Source organism: Pseudomonas sp. GW822-FHT04H02 (assembly GCF_058800645.1).
Map to the genome: position 1 here is coordinate 1,193,647 of NZ_JBXAMM010000001.1, position 18,097 is coordinate 1,211,743.

19 protein-coding genes are annotated in these 18,097 nt (G+C 64.5%); 12 read left to right on the forward strand and 7 right to left on the reverse strand.

Going from position 1 to position 18,097, the window contains the following annotated elements; all coding sequences use genetic code 11:
- Positions 1–23: 23 nt before the first annotated feature.
- The 3 genes from AC1RMG_RS05395 to AC1RMG_RS05405 all read right to left on the reverse strand — a co-directional run bounded on the left by AC1RMG_RS05395 (position 24) and on the right by AC1RMG_RS05405 (position 1,328).
- On the reverse strand, positions 24–494 hold the full coding sequence (locus tag AC1RMG_RS05395) for a hypothetical protein (protein WP_236203726.1): 471 nt from the start codon (positions 492–494) through the stop codon (positions 24–26).
- Complete coding sequence (locus tag AC1RMG_RS05400) at positions 488–943, reverse strand: glucosaminidase domain-containing protein (protein ID WP_015635634.1); 456 nt, start codon at positions 941–943, stop codon at positions 488–490. Before AC1RMG_RS05400 ends, AC1RMG_RS05395 begins: the two co-directional genes overlap by 7 nt.
- A 142-nt stretch (positions 944–1,085) precedes the next feature.
- Positions 1,086–1,328: a hypothetical protein gene (locus AC1RMG_RS05405; protein ID WP_368994946.1), complete on the reverse strand. Its 243-nt coding sequence runs from the start codon at positions 1,326–1,328 to the stop codon at positions 1,086–1,088.
- Between AC1RMG_RS05405 and AC1RMG_RS05410 the strand changes: the two genes are divergently transcribed.
- Entirely contained in the window at positions 1,327–1,539 is a 213-nt protein-coding gene (locus tag AC1RMG_RS05410) for a FecR/PupR family sigma factor regulator (RefSeq protein WP_065364077.1), read from the forward strand. The two genes, AC1RMG_RS05405 and AC1RMG_RS05410, sit on opposite strands and share 2 nt — an antisense overlap.
- A 12-nt stretch (positions 1,540–1,551) precedes the next feature.
- On the opposite strand, the gene AC1RMG_RS05415 is transcribed toward AC1RMG_RS05410, so the two are convergent.
- Entirely contained in the window at positions 1,552–2,493 is a 942-nt protein-coding gene (locus AC1RMG_RS05415) for a site-specific integrase (protein ID WP_410037251.1), read from the reverse strand.
- 462 nt (positions 2,494–2,955) lie between these two features.
- On the opposite strand from AC1RMG_RS05415, the gene arnB reads away from it, so the two are divergent.
- The 11 genes from arnB (at position 2,956) to AC1RMG_RS05470 (ending at position 14,942) form a co-directional block, all read left to right on the forward strand.
- Entirely contained in the window at positions 2,956–4,095 is a 1,140-nt protein-coding gene (arnB, locus tag AC1RMG_RS05420; protein WP_011061331.1) for a UDP-4-amino-4-deoxy-L-arabinose aminotransferase, read from the forward strand.
- A 5-nt stretch (positions 4,096–4,100) separates the two neighbouring features.
- Positions 4,101–5,120, forward strand: coding sequence for an undecaprenyl-phosphate 4-deoxy-4-formamido-L-arabinose transferase (arnC, locus tag AC1RMG_RS05425; RefSeq protein WP_053158563.1), 1,020 nt, complete (start codon positions 4,101–4,103; stop codon positions 5,118–5,120).
- The gene (gene arnA / locus AC1RMG_RS05430; RefSeq protein WP_011061333.1) at positions 5,117–7,123 is read left to right on the forward strand and encodes a bifunctional UDP-4-amino-4-deoxy-L-arabinose formyltransferase/UDP-glucuronic acid oxidase ArnA; all 2,007 of its coding nucleotides are present in this window, start codon (positions 5,117–5,119) and stop codon (positions 7,121–7,123) included. Before arnC ends, arnA begins: the two co-directional genes overlap by 4 nt.
- Positions 7,123–8,007, forward strand: a complete 885-nt coding sequence (arnD, locus tag AC1RMG_RS05435) for a 4-deoxy-4-formamido-L-arabinose-phosphoundecaprenol deformylase (RefSeq protein WP_123430762.1) — start codon at positions 7,123–7,125, stop codon at positions 8,005–8,007. The genes arnA and arnD overlap by 1 nt, the downstream gene beginning before the upstream one ends.
- Positions 8,004–9,653, forward strand: coding sequence for a lipid IV(A) 4-amino-4-deoxy-L-arabinosyltransferase (gene arnT, locus AC1RMG_RS05440; protein WP_019095579.1), 1,650 nt, complete (start codon positions 8,004–8,006; stop codon positions 9,651–9,653). The genes arnD and arnT overlap by 4 nt, the downstream gene beginning before the upstream one ends.
- A complete protein-coding gene (gene arnE, locus AC1RMG_RS05445) occupies positions 9,650–9,994 on the forward strand; it encodes a 4-amino-4-deoxy-L-arabinose-phosphoundecaprenol flippase subunit ArnE (protein ID WP_011061336.1) in 345 nt (114 codons plus the stop codon). Before arnT ends, arnE begins: the two co-directional genes overlap by 4 nt.
- Positions 9,991–10,404 carry a 4-amino-4-deoxy-L-arabinose-phosphoundecaprenol flippase subunit ArnF gene (arnF, locus tag AC1RMG_RS05450; RefSeq protein ID WP_015635644.1) on the forward strand — a complete coding sequence of 138 codons (414 nt, stop codon included), beginning with the start codon at positions 9,991–9,993 and terminating at the stop codon, positions 10,402–10,404. The genes arnE and arnF overlap by 4 nt, the downstream gene beginning before the upstream one ends.
- Positions 10,401–11,765 (forward strand): UDP-glucose dehydrogenase family protein, encoded by a 1,365-nt coding sequence (locus AC1RMG_RS05455; protein ID WP_011061338.1) that lies wholly within the window; start codon positions 10,401–10,403, stop codon positions 11,763–11,765. The genes arnF and AC1RMG_RS05455 overlap by 4 nt, the downstream gene beginning before the upstream one ends.
- A complete protein-coding gene (locus AC1RMG_RS05460; RefSeq protein ID WP_493168625.1) occupies positions 11,766–13,391 on the forward strand; it encodes an ArnT family glycosyltransferase in 1,626 nt (541 codons plus the stop codon).
- 41 nt (positions 13,392–13,432) lie between these two features.
- The gene (locus AC1RMG_RS05465; RefSeq protein WP_401332678.1) at positions 13,433–13,948 is read left to right on the forward strand and encodes a GNAT family N-acetyltransferase; all 516 of its coding nucleotides are present in this window, start codon (positions 13,433–13,435) and stop codon (positions 13,946–13,948) included.
- Positions 13,949–14,237: 289 nt separating this feature from the next.
- Positions 14,238–14,942, forward strand: a complete 705-nt coding sequence (locus AC1RMG_RS05470) for an HPP family protein (RefSeq protein WP_015635647.1) — start codon at positions 14,238–14,240, stop codon at positions 14,940–14,942.
- Between the two features lie 91 nt (positions 14,943–15,033).
- Here AC1RMG_RS05470 and AC1RMG_RS05475 read toward each other — a convergent pair whose 3' ends face one another.
- From AC1RMG_RS05475 to ctlX, 3 genes are read right to left on the reverse strand one after another with little or no spacing between them, the layout of a single operon-like run.
- Positions 15,034–15,897, reverse strand: a complete 864-nt coding sequence (locus AC1RMG_RS05475; RefSeq protein WP_015635648.1) for a LysR family transcriptional regulator — start codon at positions 15,895–15,897, stop codon at positions 15,034–15,036.
- Positions 15,898–15,956: 59 nt separating this feature from the next.
- Positions 15,957–16,991, reverse strand: a complete 1,035-nt coding sequence (gene astA / locus AC1RMG_RS05480; RefSeq protein ID WP_015635649.1) for an arginine N-succinyltransferase — start codon at positions 16,989–16,991, stop codon at positions 15,957–15,959.
- Positions 16,988–17,926: a citrulline utilization hydrolase CtlX gene (gene ctlX / locus AC1RMG_RS05485; protein WP_011061343.1), complete on the reverse strand. Its 939-nt coding sequence runs from the start codon at positions 17,924–17,926 to the stop codon at positions 16,988–16,990. The genes astA and ctlX overlap by 4 nt, the downstream gene beginning before the upstream one ends.
- Between the last annotated feature and the right edge of the window lie 171 nt (positions 17,927–18,097).

Consider the following 18,097-nt stretch of genomic DNA (forward strand, 5'->3'; position numbering starts at 1 on the left):
ACGCGGCGACGGTGCTCCTAGGCTTATTGTTGGTCTTCGCAGCCCAGGCCCTCGCGCTGGCTTTTTTCATCCGCCAGGCTCTTGCCGGTGCGGGCCATCACCCGCCGCTGCAAGGCTCGCAGCTCGGCGCCATCAAGGCGCTTGCAGCTGTTGATTTCCCAGGTATCGCCCGTGTTCAGGCTGACCGAGAACAGGCCCCAGTACTCGGTGGCCCCGGCCTTGGGATCGTTGTAGCCGAGGCTGAAGTCGTAGTACCCGGGATGGGGCGGTTTGCCGTTTTCGTCCTGCAGGTCGCCGTCGATGAACACCCCGGGGCGCTGCAACTGATAGTCCTGGTGCTTGAGGGCCACCCGCAGGACCTGCTCCGCCTGTTCGCGGGTCAGGCCGCTGTCCTTGATCCGCGCCGGCTGCAGGCTATCGGTGGCGCAGGCCACCAGTGTGGTGCAGGCCAGGAACAGGCCAAGCACCCAGGAAGGACTCTTGAGTTTCAGCACGCCATGCGCCCTCTGACCGCGATGATGATGTCCGCCAGGTAGCGGGCGAAGCCATCCCGGCCGCCGGTCTTGGCGTTGCCGGTGTTGTAGCCGCTGCGTACCAGCGCCTGGGCGAATGCCATGGGGTCACGCTGGCCACGTACTGCCGTGCCAAAGCTCGAAGCAAAGGACTGGGCGGACTTCTGGAAGGAGTCGAACTTGGCCACCTTGATGCTGGCGTTGCCCAGGGGCGCCTCGGCGCCGATCTGCAGGGGGGCCGGTGCGTGCATGGAAAAGTAGTTGTTCAGTTCCCGGGCAATGCGCCCGGTGCCGTACTGGCTTTCCTGGGCGGCCAGGCCCAGCAGGTTTTCCACCGGCAGGTCCAGCTGGTCGGCAATCGGCTGGCACACCGCCTTGTACTTGCTGACAAAGGTCACGGCACTGATGTTGTTGCAGAGTCTGGCGCTCACGTTTGTTCCCTCGGTTGACCGGTCAATTCCATTTACTGCGGTTTTCGCCGCGTGATTATAAAGCAACCCGGGGCCCACGCTGTCGAGTGCGTCACAGCCTCAAGGCAGACGCGTGACCGGCTACCGCGAGAACCTCCGGGCATCACGGGAATTCACCATAAATTTGACGATTTTTTCTTGTTTGCCGCTCTACATTGCGCGCAGTTTTCATTTGCAAATGATTCCTATTGTTCGAGCTGCCCGACGGCTCGATTCTTCCGGCTTGATGCATCCAAAGAAGGATGCTGCCCTTGATCATGGTCACGCGCGGCAATCGCTCCGATACTTCAGCCATGCCGCTGTACAGCGTGGCTACCGGCTCCACCTTGAACAAGGAATGAACCATGACTGATTCTGCCAGCCAAGCAGAGGAATACCTGATGATGCAGGCCGCGCACTGGTGCATACGCCTGCGCGAGGCCGATTGCAGCCTGGCCGAGCGCCGGGCATTCGAGGACTGGCTGCAGAGCGACCCGAGCCATGCCTTCGAGTACGCGAAGATGCTGGAAGCCTGGGACCTCACCGGGCAGTTGTCGCCCACCCTGCCCTCGCTCTGACCCTGCCACGGCCTACAGATCGAAGCGGTCGATGGCCCGGCGCCGCTCGTTGTCATCGCGCAGGTCATAGCTGGCGGTGGTCTGGATGTTGCTGTGGTGAGCCAGTTTCTGCGCCAGCGACAGGTCGTGTTCCTCGATCACCCGGGTGATGAACGAGCGTCGGAAATCGTGGGGCATGATCCGCACGCCCACCTGGGCCCCGCGTTGCCGGGCAATGTAGTAGATGGCGTGCTTGGTGATGCGCTCGCGAGTGATGTGCCCGCCCCGGCGGATGCGGTTGAACAGGAACGGGTCGTCTACCAGGCCCGCGGGCAGATGCCGGCGACGCAGCTCCAGCCAGGCCTGCAGCTTGTCGAAAGCCCAGGTGGGTGCGTACTTGATCAACTGACGATTGCCCTTGGCCAGCACCTGCAGGCTGCGCTCGCTGAAATCCACCTGGGCCAGGTCCAGGTTGACCGACTCGGACTTGCGCATGCCCGAGCCATAGAGCAGCGCAATCAGCGCTGCATCGCGCACGCCCTGGGGGCGCGGGTCGGAAGCGCACACAGCCATCAGTTCATGGATCAGGCCGCGCTTGAGGTTGCGCCCGCGGGACAGGCGCGTGCCGCTGATGGCCTTGACCGAACGCATCTTCAGCAGGTGGTCCTGGCTGATCAGGCTGGCCCGCCACGCCTCGTTCATCACCCCGCGCAGGGCGTTGACGTACAGCGATGAGGTATTGGGCGCATAGCCGTCCTCGCGCAAGGTGGCCACCAGGGCCGTGACATGCTCGGGTTGCAGCAGGTGCCAGGGGATTTCCTCCAGGTTCTGCTCGGCGTAGCCCAGGCGGTCGGCGGCGTCCTGCAGCACATAACGCAGGGTCGACTGGCTGGAGGGGGCCAGGCGCTTCAGGTACAGGCTCAAGGGGTTGGGCGCGTCAAGGCCGGCGGCGCGGTCATGGCCCGGCGGGTTCATGGATGCTCCGCTGGGCAAGGTTGTACCGGGTAGCACCTTGGCGAGGTGAAAAAAACACTCCCGCAGGCCCCTTCAATGCCCATTGAAAACTGGTTACAAAAGCCGCCAGGCCTGCGCACTTCGATAACTTTGGAAACAAACTGAACACTAGCTGTCTGGCTCGCAGAAAAACGGACTTTTACCTTATTTTTCATATTCGTTTCACAATTTTCGGCTTAATCTCAGCCCCCGACAGACAACCATCCGAGTGCAGTTTGTTCTCAGGTTATAAAGATAACACCTTGATCCACCTTTACTTTTCACAAACCCAGTCTTTACTGATTTGCTGCATGGAATGCCCTGTTGGCTCAATAACTGGATGCGCCTTGATGACTGCAAGACCTCCCCGCTTTCCATGAACTGTCCGTTCACCCGCAGCAACCCGTATTCCAGTAATTCGCATTGTGTAAACCCGAGGTAACCATGAACCAGGCTTTCCTTCCTTTCTCGCGCCCGAGTATTGGCGAAGAAGAGATTGCTGCAGTGGAGCAGGTTCTGCGCTCCGGCTGGATCACCACCGGCCCGAAAAACCAGGAACTGGAACAGCAGTTCGCCGAACGCGTCGGCGCCCGCCACGCCGTGGCACTGTCCTCCGCCACCGGCGCCATGCACATCACCCTGCTGGCCCTGGGCATCGGCCCCGGGGATGAAGTGATCACCCCGTCGCAGACCTGGGTCTCCACCGCCAACATGATCTGCCTGCTGGGCGCCACCCCGGTGTTCGTCGATGTCGACCCCGACACCCTGATGAGCGACGCCGCCACCATCGAAGCCGCCATCACCCCGCGGACCAAGGCGATCATCCCGGTGCACTACGCCGGCGCAGCCTTCGACCTCGACCCGCTCTATGCCCTGGCCGACAAGCACGGCATCGCGGTGATCGAAGACGCCGCCCACGCCGCCGGTACCACCTACCGCGGCCGCGCCATCGGCGCCCGGGGCACGGCGATCTTTTCCTTCCACGCGATCAAGAACATGACGTGCGCCGAAGGCGCGATGTTCGTCAGTGATGACGAAGCCCTGGCCAACCGCGTGCGCATGCTCAAGTTCCACGGCCTGGGAGTGGACGCCTACGACCGCCTGACCCATGGCCGCAAGCCACAGGCCCAGGTCATCGAGCCCGGCTTCAAGTACAACCTGGCGGACATGAACGCGGCCATTGCCCTGGTGCAACTGCAACGCCTGGACGAGATCAACGCCAAGCGTGAAGTGCTGGCCAAGGCCTACCTGCAGCGTCTGGAAGGCTTGCCGGTACAGCCCCTGCTCCTGCCCCAGTACCCGCAGCAGCATGCCTGGCACCTGTTCATCCTGCGCATCGACGCCGAACGCTGCGGCCTGGACCGCGAAGCCTTCATGAAAGGCCTGCAGGAACAGAATATCGGCACCGGTATCCACTTCATTGCGACGCACCTGCATACCTATTACCGACAGCGCTTCCCTGAAGTGCAGCTGCCCCATACCGAATGGAATTCGGCGCGGCTATGCTCGATTCCACTGTTTCCGGACATGACCCTCGACGATGTCGAGCGGGTGACCGGTGCCATTGCAAACCTTTTGGACTGAAGCCTTTGAAACCTTATCCGATTCAGTTCGTGTCGATCGTGATCCCGGTCTACAACGAAGAACAGAGCCTCCCCGAGCTGTTGCGGCGCACCGAAGCGGCCTGCCGCCAGCTCAAGCACGAGTTTGAAATCGTCCTGGTGGACGACGGCAGCCGCGACGAGTCGGCGAACATCCTGCAAGCTGCCGCCGAGCGCGAAGGCAGCCCGGTAGTGGCGGTGATCCTCAACCGCAACTACGGCCAGCATGCGGCGATCATGGCCGGCTTCGAGCAGTGCCGCGGCGATGTGGTGATCACCCTCGACGCCGACCTGCAGAACCCGCCCGAGGAAATCCCGCGCCTGGTGGCTCAGGCCGAACTGGGCTACGACGTGGTCGGCACCGTGCGCAACAACCGGCAGGACTCGGCGTTCCGCCGCTGGCCCTCGAAGCTGATCAACCTGGCCGTGCAGCGTTCCACCGGGGTTGCCATGAGCGACTACGGCTGCATGCTGCGGGCCTATCGCCGCACCATCATCGACGCGATGCTGGCCTGCACCGAGCGCAGCACCTTCATCCCGATCCTGGCCAACAGCTTTGCCCGGCACACCACCGAGGTGCTGGTGGAGCACGCCGAGCGCGAGCACGGCGACTCCAAGTACAGCCCGATGCGCCTGATCAACCTGATGTTCGACTTGATCACCTGCATGACCACCACGCCCCTGCGGCTGTTGAGCATCATCGGTTTCGGCATGGCCGGCCTCGGCGCGCTGTTTGCCCTGATGCTGATCGTGCTGCGCCTGATCTTCGGCGCCACCTGGGCCGGCGACGGCACCTTCGTGCTGTTCGCGGTGCTGTTCGTGTTCACCGGTGGCCAGTTCATCGGCATGGGTCTTTTGGGTGAATACCTGGGACGCATGTACAGCGACGTGCGGGCCCGCCCGCGTTTCTTCATCGAAAAAGTCTTGCGCAGCCAGCCTGCGGCCCCGGCCCCTGCTGTGACTGTCGACGGTTTAACTTCCACTCATACTGATCAGGTTTCGCCATGAGCAATAAAGCTGTTGTCTTCGCCTACCACGATATTGGCTGTGCTGGCATCGAAGCCCTGCTCAACGCAGGTTACGAGATCGCCGCCGTGTTCACCCACGCCGATGACCCCAAGGAAAACACCTTCTACGGCTCGGTGGCCCAGCTCTGCGCCCGCAAGGGCATTGCCGTGCATGCCCCGGAAGATGCCAACCACCCGCTGTGGATCGAGCGCATCGCCAAGCTCAACCCCGACTACCTGTTCTCCTTCTATTACCGCAACCTGCTGAGCGAGCCGCTGCTGGCCACTGCCAGCAAGGGCGCGTTCAACCTGCACGGCTCGCTGCTGCCGCGCTACCGTGGCCGCGCACCGGCCAACTGGGTGCTGGTCAAGGGCGAAACCGAAACCGGCGTGACCCTGCACCGCATGGTCAAGCGTGCCGATGCCGGCGCCATCATTGCCCAGGAGCGTGTGGCCATCGAGCGCAGCGACACCGCGCTGAGCCTGCACCACAAACTGCGTGACGCCGCCGCCAGCCTGCTGCGCGACACCCTGCCGGCACTGGCCCAGGGCAAGATCACCGAAACCGCCCAGGACGAGTCCAAGGCCAGCTACTTCGGTCGTCGCACCGCGGCGGACGGCAAGATCGACTGGCAGCGCCCGGCCGAAGAGCTGTTCAACCTGGTGCGCGCCGTGACTCAACCCTACCCGGGCGCCTTCTGCGCCGTGGGCGAGCACAAGCTGATCGTCTGGAGCGCCGAAGTCGCCAAGGGCAACGAAGGCCAGGCCCCGGGCCGGGTCATCAGCGTCGACCCGCTGCGCATTGCCTGTGGCCAGGACTCCCTGGTGATCACCTCCGGCCAGCGCAACGCCAACGGCCTGTTCCTGGGTGGCCCGCAACTGGCCAACGAACTGGGCCTGGTGGACGGTTCCCTGCTGCGCGGCGCCGAGTCGGGGCGCAAGCCACGTCGCACCCGCGTACTGATCCTGGGCGTCAACGGCTTTATCGGTAACCACCTGTCCGAGCGCCTGTTGCGTGACGACAAGTACGACGTCTATGGCCTGGACATCGGCTCCGACGCCATCGAGCGCCTGCGCAGCCATCCGAACTTCCACTTCGTCGAAGGCGATATCAGCATTCACTCCGAGTGGATCGAATATCACATCAAGAAGTGCGACGTGGTCCTGCCACTGGTGGCCATCGCCACCCCGATCGAGTACACCCGCAACCCGCTGCGCGTGTTCGAGCTGGACTTCGAAGAGAACCTCAAGCTGGTTCGCTACTGCGTCAAGTACAACAAGCGCGTGATCTTCCCGTCGACTTCGGAAGTCTATGGCATGTGCCAGGACAAGAACTTCGACGAAGACACCTCCAACCTGATCGTCGGCCCGATCAACAAGCAGCGCTGGATCTACTCGGTCTCCAAGCAGCTGCTGGACCGGGTGATCTGGGCCTACGGCGCCAAGGGCCTGAACTTCACCCTGTTCCGTCCCTTCAACTGGATGGGCCCGCGCCTGGACCGCCTGGACTCGGCACGCATCGGCAGCTCCCGGGCCATCACCCAGTTGATCCTCAACCTGGTGGAAGGCACCCCGATCCGTCTGTTCGACGGTGGCGAGCAGAAGCGCTGCTTCACCGACATCGCCGACGGCATCGAAGCCCTGGCACGCATCGTCGACAACGAAAACGACTGCTGCAACGGCCAGATCATCAACATCGGCAACCCGGACAACGAAGCCAGCATCCGTCAGCTGGGCGAAGAGCTGCTGCGCCAGTTCGAAGCTCACCCGCTGCGCGGCAACTTCCCGCCGTTCGCCGGTTTCCGCGATGTGGAGAGCAAGGCGTTCTACGGTGCCGGCTACCAGGACGTGGAACACCGCAAGCCAAGCATCGACAACGCCAAGCGCCTGCTGAACTGGGAGCCGACCGTGGAAATGAGCGAAACCATCGGCAATACCCTGGACTTCTTCCTGCGTGAAGCGATGCTGGAAATCGCCGACCGCGCCAAGCAAGAAGCACGCTGATGCAGGCAGGTCTGCGCATTGATGTCGATACCTACCGCGGCACCCGGGAGGGGGTGCCACGGCTGCTCGAATCGCTGGATGAAGCCGGGGTCAAGGCCACCTTCTTCTTCAGCGTCGGGCCGGACAACATGGGGCGCCACCTGTGGCGCCTGATCCGTCCGCAGTTCCTCTGGAAAATGCTGCGGTCCAATGCCGCGGGCCTGTACGGCTGGGACATCCTCCTGGCCGGCACGGCCTGGCCGGGTAAACCCATTGGCCGGGACCTGGGGCACTTGATGCGCCAGACCCTGGCCGCCGGTCATGAAGTCGGCCTGCACGCCTGGGATCACCACGGCTGGCAGGCCAATACCGGGCGCTGGAGCCAGGCACAGCTGATCGAACAGATCCGCCGTGGCGTCGACAGCCTCAACGATATTCTCGGGCAAGCGGTGAGCTGCTCGGCGTCCGCCGGTTGGCGCGCCGACGAACGCGTCATCGAAGCCAAACAGCAATTCGGCTTTCGCTACAACAGCGACTGCCGCGGCCAGAGCCTGTTCCTGCCACGCCTGGCGGACGGCAGCCTGGGCGCACCACAGATTCCGGTGGACCTGCCGACCTTCGACGAAGTGGTCGGGCCGGTGGTGGCCGCCAAGGATTTCAACAGTTACATCCTCGACCGGTTCAGCCCGGACAAACTCAACGTCTATACCGTGCATGCAGAAGTAGAAGGGATTCTCATGGCCAACGATTTTCGCCAGCTGCTGGCCAGCGCCAGGCAGCGCGACATCCACTTCCAACCCCTGGGCGACATGCTCCCGGCGGATCTGGCCAGCCTGCCCGCGGGCAAGGTGGTGCGCGGTGCGCTGGAAGGCCGTGAAGGCTGGCTGGGAGTGCAAGGCGCATGACCAGACGTTGGGCTCTGCCGCTGCTGCTGATCGCGTTCGGCCTGTTCTACCTGCTGCCCCTGGCCACCCACGGCCTGTGGATTCCCGATGAAACCCGCTACGCGCAGATCAGCCAGGAAATGCTCCTGACCGGCAAATGGGCGTCGCCGCACTTCATGGGCATCCGCTATTTTGAGAAACCGGTGGCCGGCTACTGGATGATCGCCATCGGCCAGGCGCTGTTTGGCGACAACCTGTTCGGCGTGCGCGTGGCCTCGGCCCTGAGCACCGGCCTGAGCGTGGTCCTGGCCTACCTGCTGGCCCGGCGCCTGTGGAACGATCCGCGCAAGAGCCTGGCCAGCGCCCTGCTCTACATGAGCTTTACCGTGGTCGCGCTGCAGGCCGGCTACGCCAACCTCGATCCGCAATTCACCTTCTGGGTCAACCTGAGCCTGGTGGCGCTGTGGTTCACCTTCGACTGCCGGACAACCCGCGGCCAGGTGCTGGCCTGGGTGGCGCTGGGCCTGGCCTGCGGCATGGGCTTCATGACCAAGGGCTTTCTGGCCTGGCTGCTGCCGGTGCTGGTGGCCCTGCCCTACGCCATCTGGCAGAAGCGCCTGCGCTCGCTGCTGATCTATGGCGGCATCGGTGTGCTGGTGGCCATTCTCATCAGCCTGCCCTGGGCCCTGGCGGTGCACTCCCAGGAACCGGACTACTGGCGTTTCTTCTTCTGGCACGAGCACATCCGCCGTTTTGCCGGTGATGATGCCCAGCACGCCTCGCCCTGGTGGTACTACCTGCCGTTGCTGGTGGGGTTCAGCGTGCCCTGGGTGCTGCTGCTGCCGGCCGGCCTGAAGCAGGCCTGGCAACAGCGGCGCCAGAACAGCAGCGGCTTCCTGCTGCTGTGGCTGGTGCTGCCCCTGGCCTTCTTCAGCCTGAGCAAGGGCAAGCTGCCGGCCTATATCCTGCCGTGCCTGTTGCCCCTGGCGTTGTTGATGGGCAACACCCTGGTGGACCGCCTGGCTGCCGGCAAGACCCGGCTGCTGGCATTCAACGGCGTGCTCAACCTGGTGGCCGGCCTGCTGGGGCTGCTGGCCCTGGTGTACTTCCAGATGAAAAAGCCGGTGTATGTGGACGAGCCGCAGCACCTGGTGCTGGTGTATGTGTTGCTGCTGGGCTGGATCCTCAGCAACCTGCTGCAAGCCATGCGCCCCCTGGCCCTGTGGGCGGCGCCGGCCCTGGGCAGCTTCCTGCTGGTGGCCCTGGCCCCGGCAGCGCTGCCCAACTCGGTGGTCTACAACAAGATCCCCGACCAGTTCATCATCGATCACGTGGCCGAGCTGGGCCAGGCCAAGGCCCTGCTGAGCAACGACCTGGGAGCTGCCTCCGCCCTGGCCTGGCGCCTGCGGCGCCCCGACGTGACCCTGTACAACACCGAAGGCGAAGTGAAATACGGCCTGGGCTACGAAGACACTGCCGCGCGCAAGGTCGACCTCAATCAGGTCCAGCCGTGGATCGCCGAGGCCCGCAAGCAGGGCTCGATCGGCGTGGTGATGCGGGTCAAGAGCAGCGACGAGGAACATGAAGTCGAGCTGCTGCCCAAGGATGCCAAGCGCTACGAGCAAGGCAATATCGTGATCTTCATCATTCCCCAGGGCCAGCCATGAGCCTGCTGCTTTTGTTGCTGGCCTGCGGGCTGACCTGCCTGGGCCAGGTGGCGCAGAAGTTCGCCGTGGAAAGCTGGCGCGGCCAGCCTTCCAGCGCCCTGCAGAAACTGCGCTCGGGCTGGCTGTGGCTGGCTCTGTTCAGCCTCGGCCTGGGCCTGCTGGTGTGGCTCCTGGTGCTGCAACGCATGGAGGTGGGCGTGGCCTACCCGATGCTCAGCCTGAACTTCGTCTTCATCACCCTGATTGCCCACTTCGTATTCCGTGAGCACATCGACCGGCGCCACTGGTTCGGCGTGGCCCTGGTGATCGGCGGCGTGCTGCTGTTGAGTCGCCACGCATGAGCCGGGCCAAGGGGTTTGCCTTCGCCCTGGGCAGCGTGGCCCTGGTCAGCGGCGCCCAGCTGGGCATGCGCTGGAGCATGACCCGCCTGCCCGCTCCGGATCAGTGGTTGCCGGCGTTGAGTGCCGGCAGCGTCGACCTGGCCGCCCTGGCGGTGGTGGCAGCGGCCATCGCCGCCTATGCGCTGTCGATGCTCTGCTGGCTGCTGGCCTTGCGCGACCTGCCGCTGGGCCGGGCCTATTCGCTGCTCAGCATCAGCTACGCCCTGGTCTACCTGCTGGCCGCCAGCCTGCCGTTGTTCAACGAACCCTTCACGCTTTCCAAAACCCTCGGGGTGGCCCTGGTCATCCTCGGGGTCATCACCATCAACTCTCGATCTGCACCCGCGACAAGTCCCAGGAATACCCCATGAAAATCAGTGTATTTGGAAGTGGTTACGTCGGCCTCGTACAGGCTGCCGTGTTGGCTGAAGTCGGCCACGATGTCATCTGCATGGACATCGACGAGCAAAAGGTCAAACAGCTGCAACAGGGACACGTGAGCATCTTCGAGCCGGGGCTGGCCAGCCTGGTCAAGGAAAACCTCGAAGCCAAGCGCCTGCACTTCACCCACGATGAAAAACTCGCGGTGCAGCATGGCCAGGTGCTGTTCATCGCCGTGGGCACGCCCTCCAGCGAAGACGGTTCGGCGGACCTGCGCTACGTGCTGTCAGTGGGCGACGCGGTGGCCCGCCACCGTGAGCAGCCGGTAATCCTGGTGGAAAAATCCACCGTACCGGTGGGCACGGGCGACACCTTGAAGGCCCACATCGAGAAGGTCCTGGATGGCCGTGCGCTGCAATTCGATATCGTCTCCAACCCGGAATTCCTCAAGGAAGGCTCGGCGGTCACCGACTGCCGCCGGCCGGACCGGATCATCATCGGCTGCGAGCGCGAAGAAGTGCGCGATGTGATGCGCGACCTGTACGCACCGTTCAACCGCAACCATGACCGCATCATGTTCATGGACCTGCGCAGCGCCGAGCTGACCAAGTACGCCGCCAACTGCATGCTGGCGACCAAGATCAGCTTCATCAATCAGATCGCCGAACTGGCCGAGCACCTGGGGGCCGACATCGAAGCGGTGCGCCTGGGCATCGGCGCCGACACCCGCATTGGCTACCACTTCATCTATCCGGGCTGCGGCTACGGCGGTTCGTGCTTCCCCAAGGACATGCGCGCGCTGATCCACAGTGCCCAGCAAGCCCACTGCTCCAGCGACCTTTTGCAAGCGGTGGAAGCCATCAACGAGCGGCAGAAGCACAAGCTGTTCGAACGCATCAAGGCGTTCTACAAGGGCGACCTCAAAGGCAAGACCTTTGCCCTGTGGGGCCTGGCATTCAAGCCCAACACCGACGACATGCGCGACGCCCCGAGCCGGGTACTGCTCGATGCGCTGTTCGCCGCCGGTGCCCAGGTGCGGGCCTTCGACCCGGAAGCCATGCAGGAAACCCAGCGCCTGTACCCGGACGAGTCGCGCCTGATGCTCATGGGCACCCCGGAATCGGTACTGGTGGGCGCCGACGCCCTGGTCATCTGCACCGAGTGGCAGCAGTTCAAGGCACCGGATTTCGACCTGATCCAGCAGCGTCTCAAGGCGCCGGTGATCTTCGACGGGCGCAACCTGTACGACGCCGAGCGCCTGGCGCGCAACGGCTTCACCTACTTCCCGATTGGCCGCGGTGAATCGCGCAACCTGCCGATCCCCCACCAGCAGTGGTCTGCTGAGGCCTGAATGAACACCAGTCACTCCTCCCCTTCGAACACTCTTCTTTGGCAATCGTTGGGGCTGGGGTTGCTGGCCCTGCTGCTGTTCTGCGTCGGCGCCGACCACCAGTCGGCGATCGGCTTCGATTCGCGCTTCGTGCTGTTTGCCAAGGAAATGCTGCGCCACGGGCCGGGGTTCTTCCCCACCACCTACGGCCAGCCCTACGCCGACTACTCCAGCGCCTCGACCCTGCTGGTCTGGCTGTTCTCCCTGCCAGGGGGGCAAGTCACCAGCCTCACCGCCTGGTTGCCCACGGCCATCGCCTCGGCCTTGATCGTCAGCCTGATCTATCGCCTGTTGGCGCCCTATTCCCGCACCTGGGCCCTGCTTAGCGTTGCCCTGCTGTTGCTCAGCAACACCTTTATCAGTGAAACCCGCGCCGTGTCCCTGGACCAGATGCTGGCTGCGGTGTCCCTGGCCGTGTTCTACCTGGGCTACGCCCATGACCATTTCGGTACCCACCGGCGCCTGGGCTGGATCTTCCTCCTGCTGGTGCTGGGCTTTGCCATTCGCGGGCCCATCGGCCTGGTGATTCCCACCGGCATGCTGTGCAGCTACTACCTGCTCAATGGCCAGTGGCGGCGGCTGTTCAGCGTCGGTTTCAGCGCCCTGGCGCTGCTGGTGGCCTGCGTCGGCCTGCTGCTGTGGCTGGCCAAGCTCAGTGGCGGCCAGGCCTTCGTCGACGATGTCATCCGCATGCAGTTCATGGGGCGCATGGACGGCAGCGAAGGCTCCAGCGATGTCTTCTATTACTTCACCAGTTCCCTGGGCAACTACGCCCTGGCCTACCCCCTGGCGATCCTGGCGTGGCTGGCCGTGCTGCTGACCCGCGCCACGGAACAGGGCCCGGGCCTGAAACTGTTGCGCCTGTGCACCGCGGCCGGGTTGATCGTGATGATCGGCCTGTCGATTCCCCAGGCGAAAAAGGCCCGCTACCTGCTGCCGATGCTGCCCATGGCGGCGATCATTGCCGCCTATCCGTTCCAGGCCGGCCGCGGGCGGCTGCTGGCCTGGCTGCGCGGGGCGATCCAGGGCCTGTGGCTGCTGCTGCCGGGGTTGCTGATCATCGGCTTGCTGGTGCTACGGCGCAAATTCCCCGAGCAGCTAGACTCGTTGACGCCGATGCTGCTGGTGCTCGGCCTATTGCAGCTGTTGTCCCTGGGGCTGCTGTTCAAGCGCCAGTGGCGCGCCGTGGGCCTGGCCTACAGCGCAGTGCTGGCAGTCTGGGCCTGCTACATCGGAGTCTTCGAACCTGTGGAGCACCGTCTCTATGACACGCGCACCTTCAGCCACAGCGCCATGCAACTGATCGAGGCCGACCCGGCACCGGTGGTCCTGCACCGCATGGGCAAGGACGCCAAGGCCATCAAGTTCATGGTCAACCTGGACCGGGATCTGCAACCGCAGTTCACCGAAAGCCCAGACACCCTGGCTCAGGTACCCGGCCCGGCCTGGGTCATCCTCGATCAGAGTGACCTGGCCAGCTTGCAGAATACGCCGCTGGCCCACCTGAAGCCGGTGTTGAGCGGGCGTTTCGACAAGAACGACTTCGTCCTCCTGCACCTGACCGGGCCAACCGCCGCGCAACCCTGAAAGCGTTGCACGGCCCCTGCCCGCTGCCTACACTCGCGCCCATGACTATTGAGATCCGCCGGGCGCGGGTGACCGACGCCGACTTTCTTCCCGCCATTGAAACCTGCGCTGCCGAACTGTTTCGCTCCGATGCGCAACTGGCCTGGCTGGCAGACGCCGCAGTGGCCGACGCACCGAGCCACCGCGCCAATATCCAGCGCCACCCGGTCTGGGTGGCGGTGACGGCGGATGACACCCCTTGCGCCTTTCTCAACGCCGAAGCCTGCGACCGGGAACTGCATGTGTGGGAGATTTCCGTCGCCCGCGGCCACCAGGGCCAGGGCATCGGCAAGCGCCTGTTGCAGGCGGCGCAGCAATACGCTCAGGAGCAGCAGCTTGAAGCCCTGACCCTGAGCACCTTCCGCGAACTGCCCTGGAACGAACCCTTCTACCAGCGCCAGGGCTTTGTCACCCTCGAACAGGCGCAACTGGGCCCACGGCTATGCCAGGTGCTGGCCGATGAAGCCCGGTACGGCCTGCCCGCGGCGCGCCGCTGCGCCATGCGCCTGGCGCTGTAGAAACCGGTGAGGAATGGGCTGTCTTCGCTGGCTTCCCAGCGAAGGCGTCCGCCAGGGCTACACCACACTCAAGGGCCTCTTCGCCGGCAAGCCGGCTCCTACAGGGGCTGTCGTATTTAAGTGCAAAATAAATGCACTGAAGCAGCATTATTATGAATTTGTCAGGCGCAAGATTCCTCGGCACACTGTGCCGGTTCCTCCCCCAAATGTTGGAACGTTCAAGGGCTTTCTGGTCATCCAGGCAAGCCCTTCTTTTTGCCTGTCGTTCTGGATTGGAAAGCGTTTACCGATGTTCGCCCGCTGGAAACCCGCCGCCATCAATACCCGCCCACTGGAATGGAGCCGCGCCGCCATCGGCATGGCCCTGGGCACCCTGTTCAGTGTCTGGCTCTGTGCCCAGGTCTTCGGCATGCCGGTGGCCCTGCACCTGATCGGCCCTCTGGGCGCGTCGGCGGTGCTGCTGTTCGCGGTGTCTTCAGGCGCCCTGGCCCAGCCCTGGTCGATTCTTGGCGGCTACCTCTGTGCCGCCGTCATGGCCTTGGCGGTGGCCCATGTACTGGGCCGTACCTTGGGCAGTGCCTGCCTGGCGGCGGGCATGGCCCTGGTGCTGATGTGCTGGTTGCGCTGCCTGCACCCGCCGGCCGGCGCCCTGGCCCTGACCCTGGTACTGGCGGACCCGGCCAGCGTGGCCCTGGACTGGTACGAGCTGGGGCCGGTGATGCTGGCCGCCGCCAGCCTGTTGCTCAGCGCCCTGGCCTACAACAACCTGACGCGCACCCGTTACCCCAAGGGCCCCAGCGAAGCTCCGGCGCTCCTGCCAGCAACCGCTGCCAGCGACAGCCTGGCGATCACGGCCCAGGACCTGAAACTGGCCCTGGCGGAGATGGAGGAGTTCTTCGACGTCACCCCCGAAGACCTCGAACAGCTGATTCATGCCAGCGAGGCCCACGCCCGGCGCCGCAGCATCGGCCAGGTGCTCGCCTCACGCCGCTGACAGCCAGCGCCAGGAGCCGGCTTGCCCGCCAAGGCGCCCTCAAGGACAACCCATCACTCAAGGGCCTCCTCGCCTGCCAGGTTGCCGGGTTTCAGACCATCGGCGACCAGCGCTGGGACCAGTCGGTGTCGCTTTCTATCACTTCCCGCAGTACCGCGAACGCCTGTTGCAGCTCTGGGGTATCGCGCTCGCGGGCGTACAGCAGGTAGGTGGGGAAGTTGAACTCCGGGGCTTTTTCCACCCGCTCCAGCACACCGCTGTCCAGGTAGCTCTGCACCACCCGTGTGCGGAAATAGCCGCTGCCACCGGCATCGAGGATGAACTGCAGGGCCAGCGGCCCGAGGTTGAAGCCCACTGCCGCCTTGGCCTGCGCAGGTAGCGCGGCGTCGTGCTGGCGGCGAAAGTCCTCGCCCCAATCGATGTACACATAGGGCTCGGGGCGCCCGGCCAAGCGCACCTGGATCAGTTTTTCCTCCAGTAACTGCTCCACCTGCAAGCCCGGCGAGTACAGCGGCTGGAACACCAGCGCGGCGTCCAGCACGCCCAGCTCCAGTTGCCGCTGCAAGCTGGCGCCTTCGCCGATCTGAGTGCGCACGGCGTGGTTGGGCAACGCCTGGCGCAGGCGCCGCACCCAGTTGAGCATCAGCGGGTTGCACAGGCTCAGCTCGCCGCCGATGTGCAGCACATTGCGGTAGCCGGCCAGCAGCGGCAGGTCGCGCTGGGCTGCTTCCCAGGTCTGCACCAGTTGGTTGGCGTAGCTGATGAAGGCCTCGCCGTCGGCGGTGGGCCGGGCGCCGGCGCGGTTGCGCACCAGCAGCTTGCAGTTGAGCTGGCCTTCCAGGTTCTGCACCCTGGCGCTGATGGCGGTCTGGGTCAGGTGCAGGCGCTCGGCAGCAGCGATCAGGCTGCCGCTGCGGACGATTTCCAGGAAGGTGCGGGCCAGATCGATGTCCATGGTGCCTCGCCGGCAGAAAATTCGAGCGCCATTGTAGCGGCGCTCGCGCCACGACGCTTCTAGGCTGCGGACATTTGCCGCGCCGGCACCGCCAGGCTCACCGCCCGCACCGAGGCCCCGGCCGGCAACCCCAGGGCCCGGGCGCTGTCACGGCTGACAATCAGGGTGCCGGCGGCGACCCGCGCCGCCGCCACGCTGATCCGGCAGTCGGCGAACTGACGGTTGTGGACCAGGTAGGGCTGGGCCTGCTCCCCCGGGGTGCCGATGCTCAGTTGCAGCACCTGGCTGTCGCGCACTGCGCGGATGTCGCCGGTGGCGCATTCGATCAGGGGCCCGCCGTCGAAGATGTCGATGTAGTCCTTGAAGGCAAAACCTTCGGCCTTGAGCATGCCCAGGGCCGGTTCGGTATTGGGGTGCACCCGGCCGATCACTGCCCGTGCCGGCTCCGGCAGCAGGCAGGTGGGCAAGGGAAACTTGGGCATCAGCTCGGCGATGAAGGTCTTGTTGCCAAGGCCGGTGAGGTAGTCGGCGTCGGCGAAATCCATCTTGAAAAAGTGCCGGCCCAGGCCTTCCCAGAACGGCGACACACCCTGCTCGTCGGAATAGCCACGCATCTCGGCGATCACCTTGTCGCCGAAAAGCTCGCGGAACTCGGCCAGGAACAGGAAGCGCGCCTTGGACAGCAGGCGCCCGTTGAGCCCCTGGCGGTGGTCGGCATGCAGGAACAGCGAGCACAGTTCCGAATGGCCGGTCATGTCGTTGCCCAGGAACAGGGTCGGCAGTTGCTGGTTGATCCCCAGGTTTTTCGAGGCCGCGACAAACAGCCCGACCCGATAGTTGTACCAGGGCTCGCGCAGGCCCACGGCGCCGGCCAGGGCGCAGATGCCGACCACTTCGCCCTGCGCGCTTTGCAGCACGAACAGGTAGTCGGCATCGGCCCGCGAGGCCTGGCCGGCGAAGGTCTGCTCGGCCCATTGCAGGCGTGACCGCAGGCGCCCAGCGTCGGCGGGCAAGGTGGTCAGGCCTGCACCGGCACTGTGGGCCAGGGCCAGCAGCGCCGGCAAATCGGCCAGGGTGGCGGGACGGACGATCATCGCGAGAGCTCCAGCTGAGGTTGACGTTCGGGCAGGTAGATTTCCGCCAGCATGCAGCGGGCGCTGCCGCCGCCGATGCGTTCAATGGTGTCGATGTTCACCGGCACCGGCTGCACATGGCGCTCGATCAGCCGGCGCTGCTCGGCATCCAGGGAGCGCCAGGCACTGCGGGACATCACCAGCAGCGGCTCGCCGGCACTGTTGTGGACTTCCAGCATATTGCCGGCGAAGGATTCCAGCTGGGCCCAGGTCAAGGGCAGCAGCTGTTTGCCGCTGCTTTCCAGGCGCTGGCGCAGGGCCGCCCGCTCCTGTGCATCGTCCAGGGCCAGCAGGCAGGCCACCGCCAGCTGGCTGCCGACGCTCATCATCACGTTGGTGTGATAGATCGGCTCACCCTGGCGGTCCCGGGCATGAAAGGCACACAGCTCGTAACCCAGGTGCGCCACCAGCTGATCCAGGGCCCGGGCGTGGGTGCGGGTCGAGTAGCCGGCGTAGCAGATGCGCTGCTGGCGATCCAGGACCATGCTGCCGGTGCCTTCGAGAAACAGTTCCTCCTGCTCCAGGGAGGTGAGATCCAGGGTGCGGTTCACCTGGTACTGCTCGTGCAGGTGCGCCAGTACCCCCTTGTAGCGCTCCAGGCGGCGGTTGCGGCCCTGCATCGGGTACAGCACCAGGGTGCCGTCGGGGTGGCTGCTCCAGCAGTTGTTGGGAAAGATCGAATCCGGGGTATGGGGTGCGGCGCCGTCTTCATGGACCAGCACCCGGACCCCATGCTCGCGCAGCGTCGCGACGTAGCCGTCGAACTCCTGCAGGGCCTTGGCCTGCACGTCTTCGGCGGCACCGGGCGGGCGCTGGAAATGGTTGTTGCCGGCAGTGTCCTGGTTGAACGAAAAACGCGTGGGGCGAATCATCAAAACGCTATGGGTAGTCTGCATGGGGCACGCAATCAATGAGGTATCAGAGGGGCCCATTGTGTTTTTTTGTCGGGACAAAACCCGGCTGAACGGCGGGCCTGCACGGCAGGAAATGGCTGAAAGCACGGGTTGCCCCAGCCGATTTCGCACCTCCTGAAAACATCGACATGCGACCTGCAGGAGCAGGCTTGC

Excerpts from the sequence above, each read along its gene's own strand:
- astA (WP_015635649.1), bottom strand. The coding sequence starts at position 16,991 with ATGATCGTCCGTCCCGCCACCCTGGCCGATTTGCCGGCGCTGCTGGCC.
- arnA (WP_011061333.1), top strand. The coding sequence starts at position 5,117 with ATGAGCAATAAAGCTGTTGTCTTCGCCTACCACGATATTGGCTGTGCT.
- ctlX (WP_011061343.1), bottom strand. The coding sequence starts at position 17,926 with ATGCAGACTACCCATAGCGTTTTGATGATTCGCCCCACGCGTTTTTCG.
- AC1RMG_RS05405 (WP_368994946.1), bottom strand. The coding sequence starts at position 1,328 with ATGGTTCATTCCTTGTTCAAGGTGGAGCCGGTAGCCACGCTGTACAGC.
- AC1RMG_RS05455 (WP_011061338.1), top strand. The coding sequence starts at position 10,401 with ATGAAAATCAGTGTATTTGGAAGTGGTTACGTCGGCCTCGTACAGGCT.
- AC1RMG_RS05410 (WP_065364077.1), top strand. The coding sequence starts at position 1,327 with ATGACTGATTCTGCCAGCCAAGCAGAGGAATACCTGATGATGCAGGCC.
- AC1RMG_RS05465 (WP_401332678.1), top strand. The coding sequence starts at position 13,433 with ATGACTATTGAGATCCGCCGGGCGCGGGTGACCGACGCCGACTTTCTT.
- arnD (WP_123430762.1), top strand. The coding sequence starts at position 7,123 with ATGCAGGCAGGTCTGCGCATTGATGTCGATACCTACCGCGGCACCCGG.
- arnE (WP_011061336.1), top strand. The coding sequence starts at position 9,650 with ATGAGCCTGCTGCTTTTGTTGCTGGCCTGCGGGCTGACCTGCCTGGGC.
- arnT (WP_019095579.1), top strand. The coding sequence starts at position 8,004 with ATGACCAGACGTTGGGCTCTGCCGCTGCTGCTGATCGCGTTCGGCCTG.
- AC1RMG_RS05470 (WP_015635647.1), top strand. The coding sequence starts at position 14,238 with ATGTTCGCCCGCTGGAAACCCGCCGCCATCAATACCCGCCCACTGGAA.
- AC1RMG_RS05415 (WP_410037251.1), bottom strand. The coding sequence starts at position 2,493 with ATGAACCCGCCGGGCCATGACCGCGCCGCCGGCCTTGACGCGCCCAAC.
- AC1RMG_RS05460 (WP_493168625.1), top strand. The coding sequence starts at position 11,766 with ATGAACACCAGTCACTCCTCCCCTTCGAACACTCTTCTTTGGCAATCG.
- arnF (WP_015635644.1), top strand. The coding sequence starts at position 9,991 with ATGAGCCGGGCCAAGGGGTTTGCCTTCGCCCTGGGCAGCGTGGCCCTG.
- AC1RMG_RS05475 (WP_015635648.1), bottom strand. The coding sequence starts at position 15,897 with ATGGACATCGATCTGGCCCGCACCTTCCTGGAAATCGTCCGCAGCGGC.
- arnB (WP_011061331.1), top strand. The coding sequence starts at position 2,956 with ATGAACCAGGCTTTCCTTCCTTTCTCGCGCCCGAGTATTGGCGAAGAA.